Source organism: Mesorhizobium sp. M1322 (assembly GCF_040318085.1).
In the GTDB taxonomy this organism is placed as follows: domain Bacteria; phylum Pseudomonadota; class Alphaproteobacteria; order Rhizobiales; family Rhizobiaceae; genus Mesorhizobium.
In genome coordinates this window covers 91,152-109,466 of the sequence record NZ_JAMYLP010000004.1, presented here as the reverse complement: position 1 = coordinate 109,466, position 18,315 = coordinate 91,152, and the positions used below count along the sequence as shown (strand labels likewise).

Annotated in this window: 17 protein-coding genes and 1 pseudogene; 6 read left to right on the top strand and 12 right to left on the bottom strand. The window is 63.9% G+C overall.

Going from position 1 to position 18,315, the window contains the following annotated elements; all coding sequences use genetic code 11:
• Nucleotides 1-44: 44 nt before the first annotated feature.
• Nucleotides 45-1,933 (top strand): annotated as a pseudogene (mutL, locus tag NKH12_RS02865) (DNA mismatch repair endonuclease MutL).
• Nucleotides 1,934-2,017: 84 nt separating this feature from the next.
• Here the strand turns inward: mutL and NKH12_RS02860 are convergent.
• Nucleotides 2,018-2,911, bottom strand: coding sequence for a DMT family transporter (locus NKH12_RS02860; protein WP_352951802.1), 894 nt, complete (start codon nt 2,909-2,911; stop codon nt 2,018-2,020).
• A gap of 90 nt (nt 2,912-3,001) precedes the next feature.
• Between NKH12_RS02860 and NKH12_RS02855 the strand changes: the two genes are divergently transcribed.
• Nucleotides 3,002-3,928, top strand: a complete 927-nt coding sequence (locus NKH12_RS02855; protein WP_352951801.1) for a LysR substrate-binding domain-containing protein — start codon at nt 3,002-3,004, stop codon at nt 3,926-3,928.
• A 143-nt stretch (nt 3,929-4,071) separates the two neighbouring features.
• Entirely contained in the window at nt 4,072-4,305 is a 234-nt protein-coding gene (locus NKH12_RS02850) for a DUF2093 domain-containing protein (RefSeq protein WP_027153867.1), read from the top strand.
• Between the two features lie 20 nt (nt 4,306-4,325).
• Here NKH12_RS02850 and lpxK read toward each other — a convergent pair whose 3' ends face one another.
• The 6 genes from lpxK to NKH12_RS02820 form a co-directional block, all read right to left on the bottom strand.
• Nucleotides 4,326-5,354: a tetraacyldisaccharide 4'-kinase gene (gene lpxK / locus NKH12_RS02845; RefSeq protein WP_352951800.1), complete on the bottom strand. Its 1,029-nt coding sequence runs from the start codon at nt 5,352-5,354 to the stop codon at nt 4,326-4,328.
• Between the two features lies 1 nt (nt 5,355).
• Nucleotides 5,356-6,672, bottom strand: coding sequence for a lipid IV(A) 3-deoxy-D-manno-octulosonic acid transferase (gene waaA / locus NKH12_RS02840; protein ID WP_352951799.1), 1,317 nt, complete (start codon nt 6,670-6,672; stop codon nt 5,356-5,358).
• Complete coding sequence (locus NKH12_RS02835) at nt 6,669-7,457, bottom strand: lysophospholipid acyltransferase family protein (RefSeq protein WP_352951798.1); 789 nt, start codon at nt 7,455-7,457, stop codon at nt 6,669-6,671. Before NKH12_RS02835 ends, waaA begins: the two co-directional genes overlap by 4 nt.
• Nucleotides 7,458-7,462: 5 nt before the next feature.
• The gene (locus NKH12_RS02830) at nt 7,463-7,708 is read right to left on the bottom strand and encodes a DUF4170 domain-containing protein (RefSeq protein WP_027153864.1); all 246 of its coding nucleotides are present in this window, start codon (nt 7,706-7,708) and stop codon (nt 7,463-7,465) included.
• A 76-nt stretch (nt 7,709-7,784) separates the two neighbouring features.
• Nucleotides 7,785-8,591 (bottom strand): 3'(2'),5'-bisphosphate nucleotidase CysQ, encoded by an 807-nt coding sequence (locus NKH12_RS02825; protein WP_352951797.1) that lies wholly within the window; start codon nt 8,589-8,591, stop codon nt 7,785-7,787.
• On the bottom strand, nt 8,578-9,921 hold the full coding sequence (locus NKH12_RS02820; protein WP_352951796.1) for a TldD/PmbA family protein: 1,344 nt from the start codon (nt 9,919-9,921) through the stop codon (nt 8,578-8,580). Before NKH12_RS02820 ends, NKH12_RS02825 begins: the two co-directional genes overlap by 14 nt.
• Nucleotides 9,922-10,169: 248 nt before the next feature.
• Here NKH12_RS02820 and NKH12_RS02815 point away from each other — a divergent pair, with 248 nt between their 5' ends.
• From NKH12_RS02815 to NKH12_RS02805, 3 genes are read left to right on the top strand one after another with little or no spacing between them, the layout of a single operon-like run.
• The gene (locus NKH12_RS02815; RefSeq protein ID WP_502910742.1) at nt 10,170-11,330 is read left to right on the top strand and encodes a glycosyltransferase family 2 protein; all 1,161 of its coding nucleotides are present in this window, start codon (nt 10,170-10,172) and stop codon (nt 11,328-11,330) included.
• Nucleotides 11,305-11,997, top strand: a complete 693-nt coding sequence (locus NKH12_RS02810; protein WP_352951795.1) for a class I SAM-dependent methyltransferase — start codon at nt 11,305-11,307, stop codon at nt 11,995-11,997. Before NKH12_RS02815 ends, NKH12_RS02810 begins: the two co-directional genes overlap by 26 nt.
• Nucleotides 11,975-12,430, top strand: a complete 456-nt coding sequence (locus NKH12_RS02805) for a GtrA family protein (RefSeq protein ID WP_352951794.1) — start codon at nt 11,975-11,977, stop codon at nt 12,428-12,430. Before NKH12_RS02810 ends, NKH12_RS02805 begins: the two co-directional genes overlap by 23 nt.
• A 98-nt stretch (nt 12,431-12,528) precedes the next feature.
• Here the strand turns inward: NKH12_RS02805 and NKH12_RS02800 are convergent, their stop codons facing one another.
• From NKH12_RS02800 to NKH12_RS02780, 5 genes are all read right to left on the bottom strand, one after another.
• Nucleotides 12,529-13,161, bottom strand: coding sequence for a hypothetical protein (locus NKH12_RS02800; protein ID WP_352951793.1), 633 nt, complete (start codon nt 13,159-13,161; stop codon nt 12,529-12,531).
• Complete coding sequence (locus tag NKH12_RS02795; RefSeq protein WP_352951792.1) at nt 13,148-14,311, bottom strand: putative hexosyltransferase; 1,164 nt, start codon at nt 14,309-14,311, stop codon at nt 13,148-13,150. The genes NKH12_RS02800 and NKH12_RS02795 overlap by 14 nt, the downstream gene beginning before the upstream one ends.
• A 111-nt stretch (nt 14,312-14,422) precedes the next feature.
• A complete protein-coding gene (locus tag NKH12_RS02790; protein ID WP_352951791.1) occupies nt 14,423-16,432 on the bottom strand; it encodes a glycoside hydrolase family 127 protein in 2,010 nt (669 codons plus the stop codon).
• A 27-nt stretch (nt 16,433-16,459) separates the two neighbouring features.
• Entirely contained in the window at nt 16,460-17,317 is an 858-nt protein-coding gene (locus NKH12_RS02785; protein ID WP_352951790.1) for a carbohydrate ABC transporter permease, read from the bottom strand.
• On the bottom strand, nt 17,317-18,243 hold the full coding sequence (locus NKH12_RS02780; protein WP_352951789.1) for a carbohydrate ABC transporter permease: 927 nt from the start codon (nt 18,241-18,243) through the stop codon (nt 17,317-17,319). Before NKH12_RS02780 ends, NKH12_RS02785 begins: the two co-directional genes overlap by 1 nt.
• Between the last annotated feature and the right edge of the window lie 72 nt (nt 18,244-18,315).

Genomic DNA, 18,315 nt, shown 5'->3' with positions numbered 1-18,315 from the left:
TTTCAGCCCCTCCCACCGCCCTCGAATCCACCTATAGTACCCCCATGCCCATTCGCCAGCTTTCCGAAACGATGATCAACCAGATCGCCGCCGGCGAAGTCATCGAGCGTCCGGCAAGCGTGGTCAAGGAACTGGTCGAGAACGCACTCGATGCCGGCGCTGCCAGGATAGAGATCGTCATCGCCGGCGGCGGGCTGAACCTGATACGCGTCACTGACGACGGCTGCGGCATCCCGGAGAATGAACTGGCGCTGGCGATCGCGCGCCACTGCACCTCGAAGCTCGCCGACAACATCCACGACATCCGCTCGCTCGGCTTTCGCGGCGAGGCGCTGCCGTCGATCGGCTCGGTGGCGCGGCTGTCGATCCGCTCGCGCACGGCCAACGGCGAGAGCGCCGCCGAGATCGGCATCGAGGGCGGCCGCGTGTCCGCCGTAAAGCCGGCGGCCGCCAATCGCGGCACCACGGTCGAGGTGCGCGACCTGTTCTTCGCCACGCCGGCGCGGCTCAAATTCATGAAGGGCGAGCGCGCCGAAAGCTCGGCGACCAGCGACGTGATCAAGCGCATCGCCATCGCTTCCCGGCCGTACGCTTCACGCTGGCCGGTTCCGACCGCTCGACGCTGGAACTGCCGGCGACCGACGACAGTCCGGAAGGCCGGCTGCGCCGCGTCGCGCAAGTGATGGGCGCGGACTTTCCGGAGAATGCCATTGCTATCGATGCCGTGCGCGACGGCGTGCATCTCGCCGGCCACGTCTCGATCCCGTCCTTCAGCCGCGCCAACGCGCTGCAGCAATACGCCTATGTCAACGGCCGGCCGGTGCGCGACAAGCTGATCGCCGGCGCTATCCGTGGCGCCTTCGCCGACGTGCTGCCGCGCGATCGCCATGCGGTGACAGTGCTGTTCCTGACGCTCGACCCGGCCATCGTCGACGTCAATGTCCATCCAGCCAAGGCCGATGTCCGCTTCCGCGATCCGGGACTGGTGCGCGGGCTGATCGTCGGCGCCATCCGCGAAGCGCTCGCCAATGCCGGCATCCGTGCCGCCACATCAGGGGCGGCCGGCATGATGGCGGCATTCCGGCCGGGCGCAGCGTCCTATGCGCATGCTGGGCCGGCCAACGGCCATCGCAGCTATGAAGCGGCTTACCGGGCCTCTGGCTTCGCCGGTTTCGATCCTTCCCGCTCGCCGCAGAGGCCGCTGGACATGGGCTTGGAAGGCGGGGGATTTGAACACCCTAAACCAGGAAACGGCGGCTTCGGCGAAAACGATCAGGCGGTGTTCGACGCCGGACCGCTTCACAGCGCCGACGCGCGTGCCGGACAGACTGAGACGGCGGAGACGCTGCTTGGCATGGTGCTGGGTGCCGCACGCGCGCAAGTACACGAGAACTACATCGTCGCGCAGACCAGGGATTCGCTTGTCATCGTCGACCAGCATGCGGCGCATGAGCGGCTGGTCTACGAGGCCCTGAAGAACGCGCTGCATGCGCGCGCCGTGCCGTCGCAGATGCTGCTGTTGCCCGAGATCGTCGACCTGCCGGAAGAGGATGCCGAGCGGCTCGCCCTTCATTCCGAAACACTGGCCCGCTTCGGCCTAGCCATCGAGCGTTTCGGCCCGGGTGCGGTCGCGGTACGCGAGACGCCGTCGATGCTGGGCGAAACCAATGTCCAGCAATTGGTGCGCGACCTTGCCGACGAGATCGCCGACAACGACACGGTCGACACGCTGAAAGGGCGGCTGGACAGAATAGCCGCGACCATGGCCTGCCACGGCTCGGTGCGTTCCGGCCGCCTGCTCAAGCCAGAGGAGATGAACGCGCTGCTGCGCCAGATGGAAGCAACGCCGGGCTCCGGCACCTGCAACCACGGCCGCCCGACCTATATCGAGCTCAAACTCGCCGACATCGAAAGACTGTTCGGCAGGCGTTAGCTTGGGATGCAAAAAGAGCCGCTCTTCAGCGGCTCTTCTGAGTCAAGGGACCGCTGAGTCAAGAGACCGCCCCAAAGCTTTGATTCACCTCTTCAAATTCACCACGATCACGCCGCCAAGCGCCAACGCGCCGCCGAGAACACCGAGCAGCGTCGGCACCTCGCCCAGCCAGAAGAAGCCGATCAGCGTCGCCACCGGCGAAACCAGATAGAGGAAGTTCGAGGCACGGGCTGCAGGCAGACGGGAAAGTGCTGTTGCCCAAGCGGCGTAGGCGATGAGGCTGGGCACGATACCGAGAAAGATCACGGCGCCGAGGCCGGCGCTATCGGCAACCGCCGCCTGCGCCAGGCCGCTCGGCAGGAAAGGCAGCAGGCAGAGCGCGCCGAGCACCATGTTCGAAGCCGAAATGGTCAGCGGATGATGGCGGGCAAACAGCGGCTTTTGCACGATGGTGTTGACGGCCGAGCACAGCGCCGAGCCAAGGACCAACAGCGCGCCATTGTTGAAATGCAACCCTTGCCCCTCGCCCATGGCGATGATGCCGATACCGGCGAAGGACAGGAGTGTGCCGACCCAGGCCAGGCCAGAGAAGCGTTCGCCGAGCAGCGCCATCGCCATGATCGCGGTGAAGATCGGGCTGACGTTGATGATGAAGCCGGCGGCACCAGCCGAAACGGTTAGTTCGCCGAAATTGAGCATTGCCGTGTACAGCGCAACGAAGACGGCGCCGCCGAAGGCAAAGCGCCAGAATTCATCGAGCCGGGGCAGCGCCGGCCGCTTGACTGCGAGGAAGATCGCCGCCGGCACCGCCGCGATGGCGAAGCGCAGCGCGCCGAGTTCCAGCGGTCCGAAAGCCACGAGGCCGGCGCGGATCGCCGGGAAGGCCGAAGCCCAACCGACCACCGTCAGCGCCACCGCTATGATTGCAGTGGTGTCGATCCGCTGTGTCGTATTCAACGTGCCGGTACAGGCGCTCATTTCATTGTTCTCGCGTTTCATGTCCTCAAACAAACAAAACGCCTTTCCTGGCCGATTGACAAACGCCCAAATCGAGGATCACCTGTGACTATGGATCACAGCTCTGATGCGATGCTGCCGCTTGAAACCCTGCGCGCCTTCGACGCCGCGGCGCGGACGGGCAGTTTTTCGGCCGCTGCCGAAAAGCTCAACATCACCCATGGCGCCGTCAGCCGGCAGATTGCCAAGCTCGAGGACTGGCTCGGGCTAAAAGTGTTCGATCGCGGCGCGCGTGGGGTGTCGCTGACGATCGAAGGCAACCGCCTGCATCTGCGCACCACTGAGGCCTTCGCGCTGATATCCAGCAATTCGGACCGCTGGATCGAGCCGCGCGGCACCGCCGTGGTGCGGCTGACCTCGATCCCCTCAGTCAGCGGGCTGTGGCTGATGCCGCGCATGGCGGCGCTGGAAAACAATCCGTCCAAGCTGCGCATCGTGCTCGATGTCGATATCCGCCAGGCGGACCTTGCCGATGAGGGCATCGATCTGTCGATCCGCTGCGGCCGCGGTCACATTCCCGGCCGCGTCTCGGTTCAGCTGTTCGAGGAACATGTGTTTCCGGTCGCCTCGCCGGACCTCGCCCGCGAGATCGACCGTGGCGACCCTGCCCGGCTGCTCAAATTTCCGCTGATCAATGATTCGGATGCTTCGGCCTGGCGCGCCTGGTTTGCCGGGCACGACATAGACTATCGCCCGCGTCCGCAGGACCGCCGCTTCGAGGACTACAATCTGGTGCTCGACGCCGCAGCCCATAGCCTCGGCATCGCGCTGGCGCGGCCGCCGATGATCGAGCATCAACTGAAGTCAGGCCGCATTGTCGCGGTGGACGACCGGAGCGTCCTCAGCCCGATATCCTATTGGCTCGACCGGCCTCTAGGGCGACCGCGCGCCGCCGCCGCCGAGCTTGCCCGGCGCATCGCTGCCCAGGCCGGGCTGGCGGCGGAAAAGATCGAGGAGTTCATCGAAGCCGAGCAGTAGGATGACGGACATCCACTTTGCCGGCTTGCTCGGCTGGTTGTCATCCGAAACGAAGCCGACTGAACCGAATCTTGTCTCGCTCCAAGCTTGACCTTGCCGGCAATTTGTGGCGATGACATCGTCATGAACCTTGGCTCCATGTCATGATGAACCGTTTCGAAGGCCCCGGCGGCAAGGAAGCCCGTATCCGCTACCTGGACGGCGACTTCCAGGTGACCAGCCCTGGCGCCTTCGTGCGCTGCGCGGTCACCGGCGAAAGCATCCCGCTCGATGAGCTCAAATATTGGAGCGTCGCCAGGCAGGAACCCTATGTGAGTGCCGCGGCCTCGCTGCGCCGCGAGATCGAGGCACATCCCGAACTGCGCAGTCGGCGCTAGCTTCCGCATCGGCTGCAAAGTCAGCCCTGCAGCTTGCGCTGCCGCCAGGCATCCAGCGTCTCGTCGATGATGCGTTCGGGCACGTGGCCGGGATCGAACACGGTGTCGATCTCCAGCACATCGAGCTGTCCGAGGAAATCGGCGGACGCGGCATCGTGGCGCAGCCGGGCGGCGTCCTTGGCGGTGGTGATGAGGCCAAGTCCGGCACCTCGCGCTGTCGTTGCCAGTTCGGCAAGCTCGTCCTCGCCGTAGAAATGATGGTCCGGAAACGACCGGGTCAGCGCAACCTCGCCGCCGGCCTCGCGGACCGTGTCGAAGAATTTGTCGGGATGGCCGATGCCGGCAAAGGCGAGAAATCGCTTGCCGGCCAGCCCCGCCTTGCTGCTTGGCCGTGTACGCGCCTCGAAGATCGGCCGGCCGGCACGCGCCGCCTGGCGGACGACCGCATCGGCAGCAAGGCCCTCGCCCATCTTCAGCAGCGCGCTGGTGAAAACCAGTTGGTCAACGATATCAGCCCTGAGCGGACCGCCAGGAATGACGTGGCCGTTGCCGACGCCGTAGCGTGCATCGACGACGACCAGCGCATAGTCGATATGGATGCGCGCGCTCTGGAAACCGTCATCCATGATCAGGAAATCGCAGCCATGCTTTTTCAGCAGAAGGCGCGCGCCGGCGGCACGGTCCGGCGTCACTGCGACCGGCGCGTGCTCGGCCAAAAGCAGCGGCTCGTCGCCGACATGCTTGGCGGCGTCGTGATGCGGATCGACGACATGCGGCTGCGCGAAGGAGCCGCCATGGCCGCGCGACAGGAAACCGGGATTGAGCTGCATGCGCCTGGCGTGCGGGGCGAGGGCGAGCGCCACCGGCGTCTTGGCTGTGCCGCCGACAGTGTAGTTGCCGACGCACAGCACCGGCGCCTCGACACTTTCGCGCGCTGCTGACCGCATGCGGCGGCCGGCAATGAGCGCATAGATCGCGGACAGCGGCGCCAGCGCCAGCGCCCGCCAGTCCGGTTCTTCCCACCAGAAGGGGGGCGCTTCGCTGGCCATTTTAGCGGCCGTTGGCGCCCTTGAGGCGCGACTTGACGACCAACGGCTGAATGTAGGGTTCGAGCGACTTCAACGTGAGCGCCAGCGCGCCGCGCATCTCGTCGACGGTCGCCGCGCCGGCCGCCATCATCTCATGGCGAGCCACCTCGTTGCTCAACAGGAAATTGACGGCGCCGGCCAGCATGTCGCGGTCGCGCACCAGCTTGGCGCCGCCGCTGTCGAGCAGGCGCTGATAGGTCTCGCGAAAATTCTGGACATTGCGGCCGGCCAGCACCGCCGTGTCGAGCATGGCCGGCTCCAGCGGGTTCTGGCCGCCCTCGGAGGTAAGCGAACGACCAACGAAGGCGATCTCTGTCAGCCTGAGATAAAGCCCCATCTCGCCCATCGTGTCGCCGAGCAGAATGTCGGTATCGGCGGTGGTCCGGTCGCCCTTGCTGCGGCGAGCGACTTTCAGGCCCATGCCAGAAATCTGCGCGGCAAGCGCGTCGGCGCGATCGGGATGGCGCGGGACGACGATCGTCAAAAGACCGTGGTGACGCTTGTGCAGCATCGCGTGAACCTCGGCAGCGACCACTTCCTCGCCGTCATGGGTCGAGATCGCCGCCCAGGTCGGGCGGGCGCCGATCTGGCGCTTCAGCGTGTACAGCGCCCTTTCATCGGCCGGCGGCGGCGTGGTGTCGACCTTGAGATTGCCGGATACGGTGACCGGCCGGGCGCCGAGCGAGAGGAAGCGCTCGCCGTCGACATCCGACTGGGCGACGACATGGGCGAGATTCTCGAACAGCGCCTCGGCGATGTTGGCGCGCTTCTTCCAGGATTTGTACGAACGGTCCGACAGCCTGCCATTGACCAGCACCTGCGGCACACGGCGTGCGCCGAGCTCCAGGATGGTCATCGGCCAGATCTCCGATTCGGCGATGATCGCCAGATCCGGCCGCCAATGGTCGAGGAAGCGGCTGACCGCCGGCTTGAGGTCGAGCGGCACATATTGGTGGATGATGCGGTCACCGAGCCGCTCGTCGGCAACCTGAGCGGAGGTGACAGTCCCCGTCGTCAGCACAATGTTGACGCCGTAGTCGAGGATGCTCTCGACCAACGGCACGACCGCGATTGTCTCGCCGACGCTCGCCGCATGGATCCAGATCACCGGCCCTTCGGGCCGCTCGCGCCCGGCGATGCCATAGCGCTCGCGCCGGCGAATTCGGTCCTCCTTGCCCCTGGAGGTGCGCCAGGCGACATAGGGCCCGATCAGCGGGTAGGCGGCTGCGCCTGCGAAACGATACGCCGTCAGGAAAGTGCGCGCCCAGCGCTCGCTCATTTTGAGCCATCCACGAGGCGGTAAGCCTCGGCGGTCGCGGCGTTGAGCGCGGCCGTGACCTCCTGGCGCTTGCGTCCCATTTCGGTCTCATCCGCATTGGCCGGAACGAACACCGGCGCTCCGACGATGATCGAGGAGCGGCCGAACGGCAGATTGATCGTGGTCTTGTCCCAGCTGCGCTCCAGCACCTTACGGCGGCTGGTGGCGATCGCGACAGGCAGGATCGGTCGGCCCGAAAGCCGTGCCAGGAGAACGATGCCAAGCCCCGCGTCGCGCGGCGTTCCATGGGGAATGTCAGCGATCATGGCAACGTTCTTGCCGGTGGCGAGTGACTTTTTCAGGGCAATCAATGCTTTGGCACCGCCCTTATCGCGACGCTTCGAGCTTTCGCGTCCGCCCGAGCCGCGCACCGCCTCGATGCCGAATTTTTCGAGCATCAGTGCGTTGAGCTCGGCATCGGCACTACGCGACACCATGGCGACCAGCGGCCGTCCGCTGGGATAGTAGGCCGGTGTCAGAAGATGCTGGCCGTGCCACAGCGCGATTATGATGGGTTCGAACTGCGAGTAGGCGCCGCCCGACATCTGCGCCGATCCGTCGACGACACAATTTGTCAGGCGGACAAGGCGAACGAACTGCGCAAACACGCTGGCGATGGCGTTCTTGGCGAATCGCGATTGCGCCAGCGGTTCGCGTATTTTGCGCCAGATTGTCTTCGAGCTGCCACCGCGGCGCCCTCTTACCGCGGACCTCGTGGCCGGCCCTTTCACGGCGTCATGATCCATCAATCTCAACCGGCAGGCTTGTTGTCGGGGTCGAGCAACCGGTGCAGGTGAACGACGAAATAACGCATGTGGGCATTGTCCACGCTGGCTTGGGCCTTGGCTTTCCACGCCGTTTGCGCGGATTGATAATCGGGATAGATGCCGACTATGTCGAGCGCGTCGAGATCACGGAATTCTGTCCCGCCCAGCGTCTTCAGTTCGCCGCCGAACACCAGGTGCAAAAGCTGCTTCTTTCCGTCTTCCGCGGTCATGTCGGTCCTTCACATATCGTGAGTTTATGACAGGTCTAGACCAAAGCCGCCGACTTTGGAACCATTGATGATATGTTCAGCCGTCCAGCCCTGCCACGACGCCGGAGAGCACGGCGAGCAGTTCGCCGCTGCCGGCAACCAGCGCGCCGTGGTGGATCACTTCGCCGGCATAGCGCGGCGCGCGGCCCTTCTGGTCGAGCAATGCGCCGCCGGCTTCGCGCAGGATGAGATCCGCCGCGGCGATGTCCCAGTCATGTGCGTTGGGTTTGACGAAGGTCGCGTCGAGCCTGCCATTGGCGACCATCGCCAGCCGGTAGGCGAGCGAGGGAATATAGGGCACGCGGCTCAGCCGGCCCTGCCATTCCGCCGGCATCAGGGCGATCAACGGCTTCGGGCCGCCAATTTCGACCATTGCTGCCGGGCGGCGCACGGCGATGCGACGGCCATTCAGGAACGCCCCCTCACCCGGCAGCGCCCAATAGGTCTGCTCCGTGGCTGGACATTCGAGCACGCCGGCAAGCGTGCGGCCGTCCTCGACCACCGCGACGCTGACGCACCAGGAGCGAAGGCCTTCGAGGAAGCCGCGCGTGCCGTCGATCGGATCGACGACGAAGGTGCGGCGGGCGGCAAGCCTTGCCGGATCGTCGGCCGTCTCCTCCGACAGCCAGCCATAGTCCGGCCGCGCTGCAAGCAAGGTTTCGCGCAGATAGGCGTCGGCGGCGTGATCGGCCTCGCTTACCGGCGAGGTGCCGCCCTTCATCCACACTTGCGGATTGTTGCCGAAATAGCGCATGGCGATGGCGCCCGCCTCGCGGGCGGCGTCGCGCAGCAGCGGCAGATCCTCGCGAGCCCGGGCGGAGGTGACCTGGTCAAGCTCCGGCAAGGGTCATGCCTTCGATCAGAAGCGTTGGTGCGGCGGTGCCGAAATTGCGATCGAGATCGCTCGCCGGAACCATGTTGAGGAACATGGTCTTCAGGTTCGAGGCGATGGTCACTTCCGCAACCGGATAGGCGAGCTCGCCATTCTCGATCCAGAAGCCGGAAGCGCCGCGGCTGTACTCGCCAGTCACCATATCGACGCCCTGGCCGAACACTTCGGTGACGTAAAAGCCTGATTTGAGCGACTTGATGAGGTCTTCGGGCGTCCGCTCGCCCGGCTCGATAGCGAGGTTGGTTGATGACGGCGAGACGGAGGAGCCGTTGCGCGAGCCGCGCCCGTTGGTGGTCAGCCCCAATTCCCGCGCGACCGAGGTCGACAGGAACCAGTGGTTCAAAACGCCCTTCTCAACCATGAGCAGCTTTTCGCCCTCGATGCCTTCGCCGTCGAACGGGCGCGATGCCTGGCCACGGAGCCGGAGCGGCTCGTCGGTGACGGTGATCGCCGCGGCCGCTACCTGCTTGCCCATCATATCGCGCAGAAAGCTGGTCTTGCGCGCGACGGACGCGCCGTTGATGGCGCCGGCGAGATGGCCGGCGATGCCGCGGGCGACGCGCGGATCGAACACCACGTCGACCGGCCCGGTCGCAGCCTTGCGCGCGCCGATGCGCCGCGCGGCGCGTTCGCCGGCCTTGCGGCCGATGTCTTCGGGTGCGGCCAGGTCGGAGAAATGCTGGCGCGAGGAGAATTCATAATCGCGCTCCATGCCGGTGCCCTCGCCGGCAATGACGCTGGTCGAGCGCGAAAAGCGGGACGCGACGTAGTGGCCGACAAAGCCGTGCGAGGTGGCGAGCACCAGCCCGCCAAGCCCGGCGCTGGCGCCGCTGCCGGCCGAATTGGTAACGCCCTTGACGGCAAGGGCCGCCGCTTCCGCGGCCAGCGCTGCTTCCTTCAACTGGTCGGCCGAAACTTCCGTCGCGTCGAACAGATCGAGGTCGCGCGGCTTCCTGACCAGCAGGGCCGGATCGGCGAGTCCCTGATAGGGATCTTCCGGCGAGACTTTCGCCATCGCCACGGCGCGCTCGGCTAGCGCTTTCGGGTCCGACGCCGCCGTCGCCGAGACGCTCGCCACCCGTTTACCGACGAAGACGCGCAGCGAGACATCCTCGCTCTCGGACGCCTCGGTGCCCTCGACCTTGCCAAGCCGCACCGACACGCCGGTCGAACGGCCGCGCACCGCAACCGCGTCGGCGGCGTCTGCGCCGGCCCGTTTGGCAGCCTCGACCAAGGCCGCAACCCGGTCGGTCAATTTCGCTGAGTCGAGCGTATCGGTCATGCGCATAGTCCTGTTTTCCCGCCTGACATAAGGGGCGGCCGCTGCGCACCATCTATTGTTCCGATGTGGCTTGTGCAATGGCAGAAGTGGCAAGCAGGATAGATCGGCCAGCAGACATCGGCTTAGGCAGCACGATCGAAGCGGTGCCTCAAAGGGCTGCTTCGCGCCAGGTTCGGACCTGGCCGATAGCCGTGCTCCGATCACATACCGACGTTCGATTGCGGTAACGCCTATGTCCTTTTCCACTCATGATCGGCACCTGCCCGAAACCATTAAATTTAGCAATTTCTTGTGTTTCCTTGGAACTTTGTAGCTTGCGTTCCATTTTCAACGGCATGCGAGACTCTGTGATCCAAAGCATCAGGACTGCGGTGAACGTGTCGCCGCCGCGGTACTCGCTGGTCCTTCCCATATTCAATGAAGAGCAGGTGCTGCCTCGACTGATCGAGCGGATCAGCTCCCTGATCTGCCGGTTGGATGGAGAGGCTGAGGCGATCTTCGTCGATGACGGAAGCCTTGATGGAAGCGTCGAATACCTTCGGAACGTGGTCGCCGTCGAGCCGCGCTTCCGACTGATCGAGCTTTCCCGCAATTTCGGCCACCAGGTCGCGATCACGGCCGGCATGGACGCTGCTGCGGGTGATGCCGTCATCGTCATGGATGCCGACCTGCAAGACCCGCCGGAGGTGGTTCTCGATCTGGTGGCGAAGTGGAAGGAAGGCTTCGAGATCGTCTATGCCCGCCGTGTCAAGCGTGAGGGCGAATCCTGGTTCAAGCGCTTGACGGCGAGCCTCTTCTACCGCCTGCTGGAGAAGATGACATCGGTCGACATCCCGCGCGACGTCGGCGATTTTCGCCTGGTCGGGCGCAAGGCTCTGGACACCTTCAAGCAAATGCCCGAACACGACCGCTTCGTCAGGGGCATGTTCGCCTGGATGGGGTTCAAGCAGACAGCGGTGCCTTTCGAACGTCCCGCGCGGGCCCTCGGCCAGACCAAATACCCATTCTGGAAGATGATGCACCTTGCCGTTCACGGCATCGTCAGCTTCTCCGAGAAGCCGCTGCGCATGGCGTTGTGGGGCGGATTGGCTATCTCCGCGCTTGCGGTGGTGTTCGGTGCTTACGCCATCTTCGCCTGGATTTTTGAAACCGGCGTCATTGCCGGCTGGACATCCACCGTGGTGATCGTGTCGCTTCTTTGCGGCATCAATCTTTTCATGACCGGCGTGGTCGGGCTCTATGTCGGCGGTATCCACGCCGAGGTGAAACGCCGTCCGCTTTACGTGATCGATCGGGTCGCCGGCTTCGACAGGGCCATGCGTGCCGCCACTACCGGTGAGAGCCGTCGACCGTTTCGAAAACCCAGGAACGGAGCGTCGGCTGATGGCCGAACTCTTCGACAGCTATAAATCAAATTATGGCGAGGCGGTCGCAGGATCCATCCGGTTTTCCGGACTCAGGCACGACTTCTTTCTGATCGCCAAGGCCGACCTGCTGCGGCGTCTCGTCGTTGAGCGAGGGCTTCGACAGGGCGGGGCTAATGTGCGGGCGCTGGATGTCGGCTGCGGTGTCGGATCGCTCCACCCGTATCTCGAAAACGTCTTCGAGAGCCTGGATGGCTGCGACGTCTCGGAGGAATCGATCCTGCGCGCCGGCCAGGACAATCCACGTGTGAGCTACAGAGCCTGCACCACGCCGAGCCTGCCTTATGAGGACGAGGCGTTCGATCTGGCATTCGCCAGTTGCGTCGTCCATCACGTTCCGCCCGCCTCCTGGTGCGATTTCTTCCGGGAAATGCGGCGCGTCGTGCGGCCGGGCGGCGTCGCCTGCATCATCGAGCACAATCCCTATAATCCGCTGACGCGTCTTGCGGTGTTCCGGTGTCCGTTCGATCAGGATGCGGTCTTGCTCAACGCTGCCAAAGCAAGGTCTCTTTTTCAGGAGACGGGCTTCAGGGATATCCGATCCGAGCACTTCCTGCTGCTGCCGTCGGCCAGGCCCTTTGCCAGAAGGCTCGAGCGCCTGCTCGCGCGCCTACCGCTCGGAGCCCAGTATGCGTGCAGTGCGCATGTCTGAGGACCGTTCGACCGCCGGCGCCGGGCTGAAGCTGCTGGCGCGCTTCGGGTTGGTCGGCATCGCCGCGACGATCCTGTACGCCGTCTTGGCTATCGCTTTGGTCAAATCGGAATGGATCGGCTTCTCGCCTGTCCAAGCGTCGCTTGCGGCTTACGCCGCGGCCGCCGTGTTTTCGTATCTCGCCCACAAATCAATAACCTTCATGTCGAACGGATCGCATCGATCGGAAGCTGCGCGTTTTCTCCTGCTGACGTCGATAGGTTTCGCCGTGGCTTACGCGGCGCCGGCGCTTTTGACGGCGAAACTCGGCCTGCCGCCCATCATTGCCACTCTGGTTACATGCCTGCTTATTCCGGCGGTCAATCTGCTCATGCTCGACCGATGGGTTTTTGCGCAGCGTAGACTCGGCCAGCAAGGCGACCGCTCTACCTAAGCGCGTCGCGTTTGAATGGATTCAGGCGACGCGCCTAAGTTCTTGTTTTTATGCATGTCGTTATCGCAAAACCGCTGCGCACTTTTGCGCGACATGCATTAATCCATCTCAATGGCATCCAGCCGGAACGACACCAGCTTGATGGAGCGCTTATAGATGTTGCTGGCGGCCGGAGTTGGCGGAATGCCGTCGAGATAGTCGAAGGCAATTTCGAGTGTATCGGCCTTGCCGAGCGCCGCCGGTGGAATGACGAACGAGACCATTCGTGGTTCTTTGCCGGACAGCGTCACCGCATGCGCCCGAACACCGTTCACCGAGATCACCACCCTCTGCGTGATCTGTGGAGGACGAATGACGGCGGCCATTTGCAGCGTGGCTGTCAGTTCGTTGCGCATCGGCGGTATCTTCACGCGAAGCCGCGAGGTCTCGCCTAGGGAATGGGTGCCGTCGGCAACGGGTCCCGACCAGCCGCAGACCTTTATACTGGCTGCCTGTTTGGCGCCGTCGTTCCGGAACGATACCGTCTGGCCAAATGTGTAGCTGCCAACGGCATCGCGATTGAGGCAGGTCGTCGTCCGATCGATGTAATAGGCGCGATAGTCGGCGTTGACGTTTGGATTGAGAGCAAGCGCAAGGATGAGGATCTCGGACCCGGCCAGAACCGCCGCGAGCGCGTAGCCGCCGAGTGAGGCGGCGCGTCTGTAAGGCCCCAGAGTGTCAGACCAGGGCAAGGTAGCCTCCGATCCACGCCACCGTCGTGAAATAACAGGCGCCGAGGAAGACAACCAAAGCTGTGAGCCAAATAAGCCTTGACGCCGACAACAGGACGGCGAGCATCATTGTCAGAGGCGCAAGCCCAATGACGTATCTGACCATCGAGGCCAGGTTGGTGATCAGTGGCAGGATGATGCAGAGCGCGCAGAAGAGTGCCGCGCCATATTGCTTGCGAGCAGCCAGAACGGCCGACAGCGCCAATCCGCTGATCGCGGCCAGCGCGCTCCATTGCGGCGCCGTGGGCAGCCATCCAGTGATCGGAACGGCGGAGAGCCCGTCCCATAAAAAGACGAGTGGGTTGCCGGCCACCCGTCCAAACGCGCGCTGGATGTGCAAGAACGCAAAGCCGTCTCCGACGGTGAGGTACAGGAACAGGATGTAAGCGAACAAACCGGCGGGCGAGATGAAGATAGCGACCAGCAGGTCCGGTCGGCCAAGTACCCAGCGCGGGAAAGACAGCGTCGATCCACCCTGCTCGCGGTGCTCCCTGAACATTTGAATGACGGTCGCAAATACGACGAAAACCCCGACCAGCCGCGTCGCCGACAGGAGCGCGGATGAAACGCCCGCGGCGAGATAGCTGGAGCGTTTGAGCGCCAGAAAAACGCAGGAGGTCAGGAGCACGAAAAGCGGTTCACTCAGGAAGGTCGTGAAGTGAAACGAGAATGGGCCGCTGAGCAGAAACGCGCAATACAGCACATAGGCGCGCATGTTCTTCTCGAGCAGCGGCCACGCCACCAGACAGGCGGCGTAGCTGCAAACAATGGAGGTGATGGTGGCGACCAGTATCGTCTGGAAAGGGAAAACAGACCGGGTCGCCGCCACCAGAATCGGGTAGAGTGGGAAGAAGCCCCAGCGACCGACATTGCTGTGGTGTGGAATGGGAAAGCGCTCATAACCCTGTTCGCTGATGTCAATATACCAGGCGCAATCCCAGCGGCAGAGCGCGCGGGCATAAGCGGCGAAACCTGGTTCCTCGGATACAGAAGCGAATGCTGCATAGCGAATGGCCAGTCCGCTGATCACGAACAGCAATGGCACCGCCACGACGGTCAGGACCATGGCGCGAGCGTCAACGCTCGCACGCGCGACATTTTCGAGCGCCAAACTCTGCCTCCACCCATTCGAGTGGCTGGCGCCACTCTCCCCTCTAAACTAGCGCCGCCGGGGCAAATTCAAGACATCCCTCTCGGCGGCGGCATCATGTCGTCCCCCGGATCACGAGTCTCTCAGCCAGACAAGCATCTCGCCGGGATCGCGGTTGTCCCAGGCAAAATAGGGCACGGCGGTGACTTTTGCTTCCTCAACCGCCGGCGGTTGGGTGTGGTACAGTCCGTCTTCCCAGTTTTCAAAGGCCTCTTTTTTGGCGACGGCCGAGAGCGTGACGACGCCGCCCAAAAGGTTGGGCTCCTCACGCGCCTCGATGTCTGCCGTGCGTGGCAAGGCGATGCGGTGCAACTGGCCGGCATTGTCGGTCTCCTCGACGCAATAGATCAGCGGACCGCGGGCAAGCGCGACGCGGCCGATGTCCTGCCGCACCTCCGGGTTGGCGTAGAGGCGGTCGACAGCCATTTCGAGATCGAGCTCGACCTGGTCGCTCTTGCGCCATTCGCGGCGGATCGCGGCATAGCCGTCGCTGGTTACATCATCCAGATCGACCGCCTCCCCGTTCACCTTGAGCGCCGCGTTGCGGCACCAGGCCGGCAGGCGCAGGTGCAAGGTGAACTCGGTCGGCGCCTCCGGTTCGACGCCGATCGAGACTGCCCCGTCCCACGGATAGTTGCTGGCCTGGGTCAGTTCTATGTGCCGGCCCGCGATATCGAAACGAGCCGTGCTGTTTCCATAGAGATGGACGGCCAGTGCATCGTCGGACAGACTGTAAAAATAGCTGCCGATCGAGGCGACCATGCGGCCGATGTTGGGTGGGCAGCACGGGCAGCGATGCCATTTCCAGCGATTGTGCTTCCCCCGGCTTTCCAGCGGATTTTCGTAGAAGAACAGCGAGCCGTCGAGCGACAGGCCCGAAATGGAGCCGTTGTAGAGCGCCCGCTCCATCATGTCGGCATAGCGCGCATTGGGGCCCATGCCGAGCATGCGGCTTGCCCAGAACACCAGGCCGACCGACGCGCAGGTCTCGGCATAGGCGGTTTCATTGGGCAGATCGTAGTCTGATGTAAAACCCTCATTGTGCGACGACGGCCCGATGCCGCCGGTAACGTAGAGGTTCTTGGTCGTGAGATCGTCCCACAGCCGGTCGAGCGCCACCCGCAGCGTGTCGTCGCCATATTCGGTCGCGACGTCGGCCATGCCGGAAAAGAGATACATCGCACGCACGGCATGGCCGACGACCTTGTCCTGTTCGCGCACCGGCTTGTGCGACTGGCTGTATTCGTAGGTCTTGAAATGATAGGCCTTAGGATCCGCACCGCGGGCACGCGCCTCCTCGTCGAAATAATGCGGCTCAAGGCCGCGCTGGTCGATGAAGTATTTGGCGAGGTCCATATACTTTTGCTCGCCGGTGACCCGCGCGAGCTTGACCAGTGCCAGCTCGATCTCCTCGTGGCCGCAATAGCCCTTCCTCTTGCCGGGCTCGGGACCGAACGTCTCGGCGATGTGGTCGGCATAGCGGCACATGATGTCGAGCAGCTTGCGTTTTCCCGTGGCCTGGTAATAGGCGACCGCGCCTTCGATCAGATGGCCGGCGCAATATAGCTCATGGCAATCGCGCAGATTGGTCCAGCGTAGGCCGGGCTGGATGCGCTGGTACCAGCTCGACAGATAGCCGTCGGGCTGCTGCAGCTTGCCGTACATGTCGATGACGGCGTCGATCTTCTTCTCCAGCGCGTCATTGCGGCGGCGATACAGCGAATAGGCGGCGGTCTCGATGGTCTTGCCCCAATCGCTGTCCCAGAACATCTGGGTGGTCACCGTCGATCCGGTGAACTCGTTGCCGGCGGCGGCTGCCTCGTCCGGCGAGGGTGAGTGGAACGGAATGACGACGCCGGGCGATGGCCGGTCCGGATCGATCTGCTCGAGCATGCGCGCCTCGACGCAGCGGTCATAGAGGATGTCGGCGGTCCTGGTGGCGACGGCATCGACACGGTCGCCCCAGAAGCCTCTGATATCGACCTGCGGCACCGGCAGCGGACGGAAGGCGAGTTTTGGCTTGCCCGACTTACCGGTTTGGCCCGGCGTGGTGCCCTGACTGGCGGATTGCGATGCGGTCATCAATTTACTCCGGTTCGATTCGATTGGTCACTTCACGGCCCCTGCCATGAGGCCGCGGATGTAGAAGCGCTGCAGCAGCAGGAAGAGCACCAGGCATGGCACCATCATCACGGTGACGCCGGCCTGCACCGCGCCCCAGTCGATGGCGCCGAAGCGGCCCGACTGCAGCGCCGTCATCATGATCGGCAGCGTGAATTTGGACTGGTCCGTCATCAGCACCAGCGCCGCCAGAAATTCGTTCCATGCGCCGAGGAACGCGAACAGCGCGATGGTGACGATGCCCGGCCAGACCAGCGGCAGCATCACCTGCAGCAGCATGGTGACGTTGTTGGCGCCGTCCATGCGGGCGGCTTCCTCGATCTCGCGCGGAACCGCGTCGAAGGCGTTGCGCATCATGAAGATCGAGAACGGCAGCTGCAGCGTGACATAGACGCAGACCAGCCCGGTCAGCGTGTTGTGCAGGCCGATCTTGGTCAGCACCAGGAAGATCGGCGTCAGGATCGACTGGAACGGGATCATGATCGTCGACAGGATGAGGACGAAGAGCAGGTTCTTCAGCGGAAAGCGGAAGCGCGAGAAGCCGTAGCCGGCCAGCACGCTGACGATCACCGACAGCACCACCGTCATCACCGAAACGTAGATGCTGTTTTGCGCCGGCAGCCACAGGCCGTCGCCGAACGTATTGAGCGTGGCATAGTTCTCGACCGAAAAGCCCGTCGTCGGCCATGGCGGCAGCGGCGGCTGGCGCGATTCCTGCGCCGGCTTGAAGGCCGAAAGCACGGTCCAGACGATCGGCGCCAGGAACAGCAGCGAGGCGATGATGCCCGTCGAGTGCTCGGCAATCTGCATGCCGATGCGGCGTTTGCGGCTCCTTGCCTGCGCCATCAGTCAACGCCCTCCGGTTGGCGCAGCAGCCGCAGCTGGATCAGGCTGAGCGCGACGAGGATGACCAGCAGGATCATCGACAGGGCGGCGCCGTAGCCGAGCTTGAACGAAACGAATGACTGGTTGAAAATCCAGTAGACGGCGGTCAGCGTCTGGTTGCGCGGCCCGCCGCGCAGGATGATGTAGAACTGGTCGAAGGCGAGCACCGAGCCGGCAACCGACAGGATCAGCGCCAGCGCCAGCGTGCGGCGCATCAGCGGCAGGGTGATGGCGCGAAACCGCGCCAGCGGCCCTGCCCCGTCGATCATCGCCGCCTCCTGCAGATCCGGCGGGATCGATTGCAGGCCGGTCATCAGGATGATCATGGTGAAGCCCGCCACCTTCCAGACGACCATCGCGATGATCGACCAGAACGCCGGCTGGAACGTCGCCAGCAGATTGACCTTCTTCTCGGTCAGGCCGAGCTCGAAGGCGGCCGGGCTGAACAGGCCGGAATCGACATTGAGCAGCCACGACCAGAGCAGGCTGGCCGAGGCGAAACCGATGACCGCCGGCATGAAGAAGGATGTCCGGTAGAAGCCGGTCAGCGGCCGCGGCCTTTCGATGAACAGCGCCAGCGGAAAGGCGACGGCGAAGATCGCGATCGTCACCACCACCGTGTAATAGCCGGTGAAGCGCAGCGCATTCCAGAACCTGGTATCGCGCAAGATCGCCCAGTAATTATCGAGGCCGATGAAGGAGTGCGCGCCCATCAGCGGCCAGTTGTGCAGCGACATCCACGCCGTCATGCAAAGCGGGATGATGAAGAAGACGACGACAAGTGCGACGGCCGGCGCGACATAGAGCAGGCCGATCCACTGCCGGCGGCCGGCGCCGACCAGTTTGCGGCGACGCGCTGGGGTGGAAATTGCTGCGATGGAGGTCATGCGCGGTTCTTGCGGTTGAATGGTTGCAAATGTCCGGCCACCCGCTCCAAGGCAATCGTTTGGGGTTTGCGC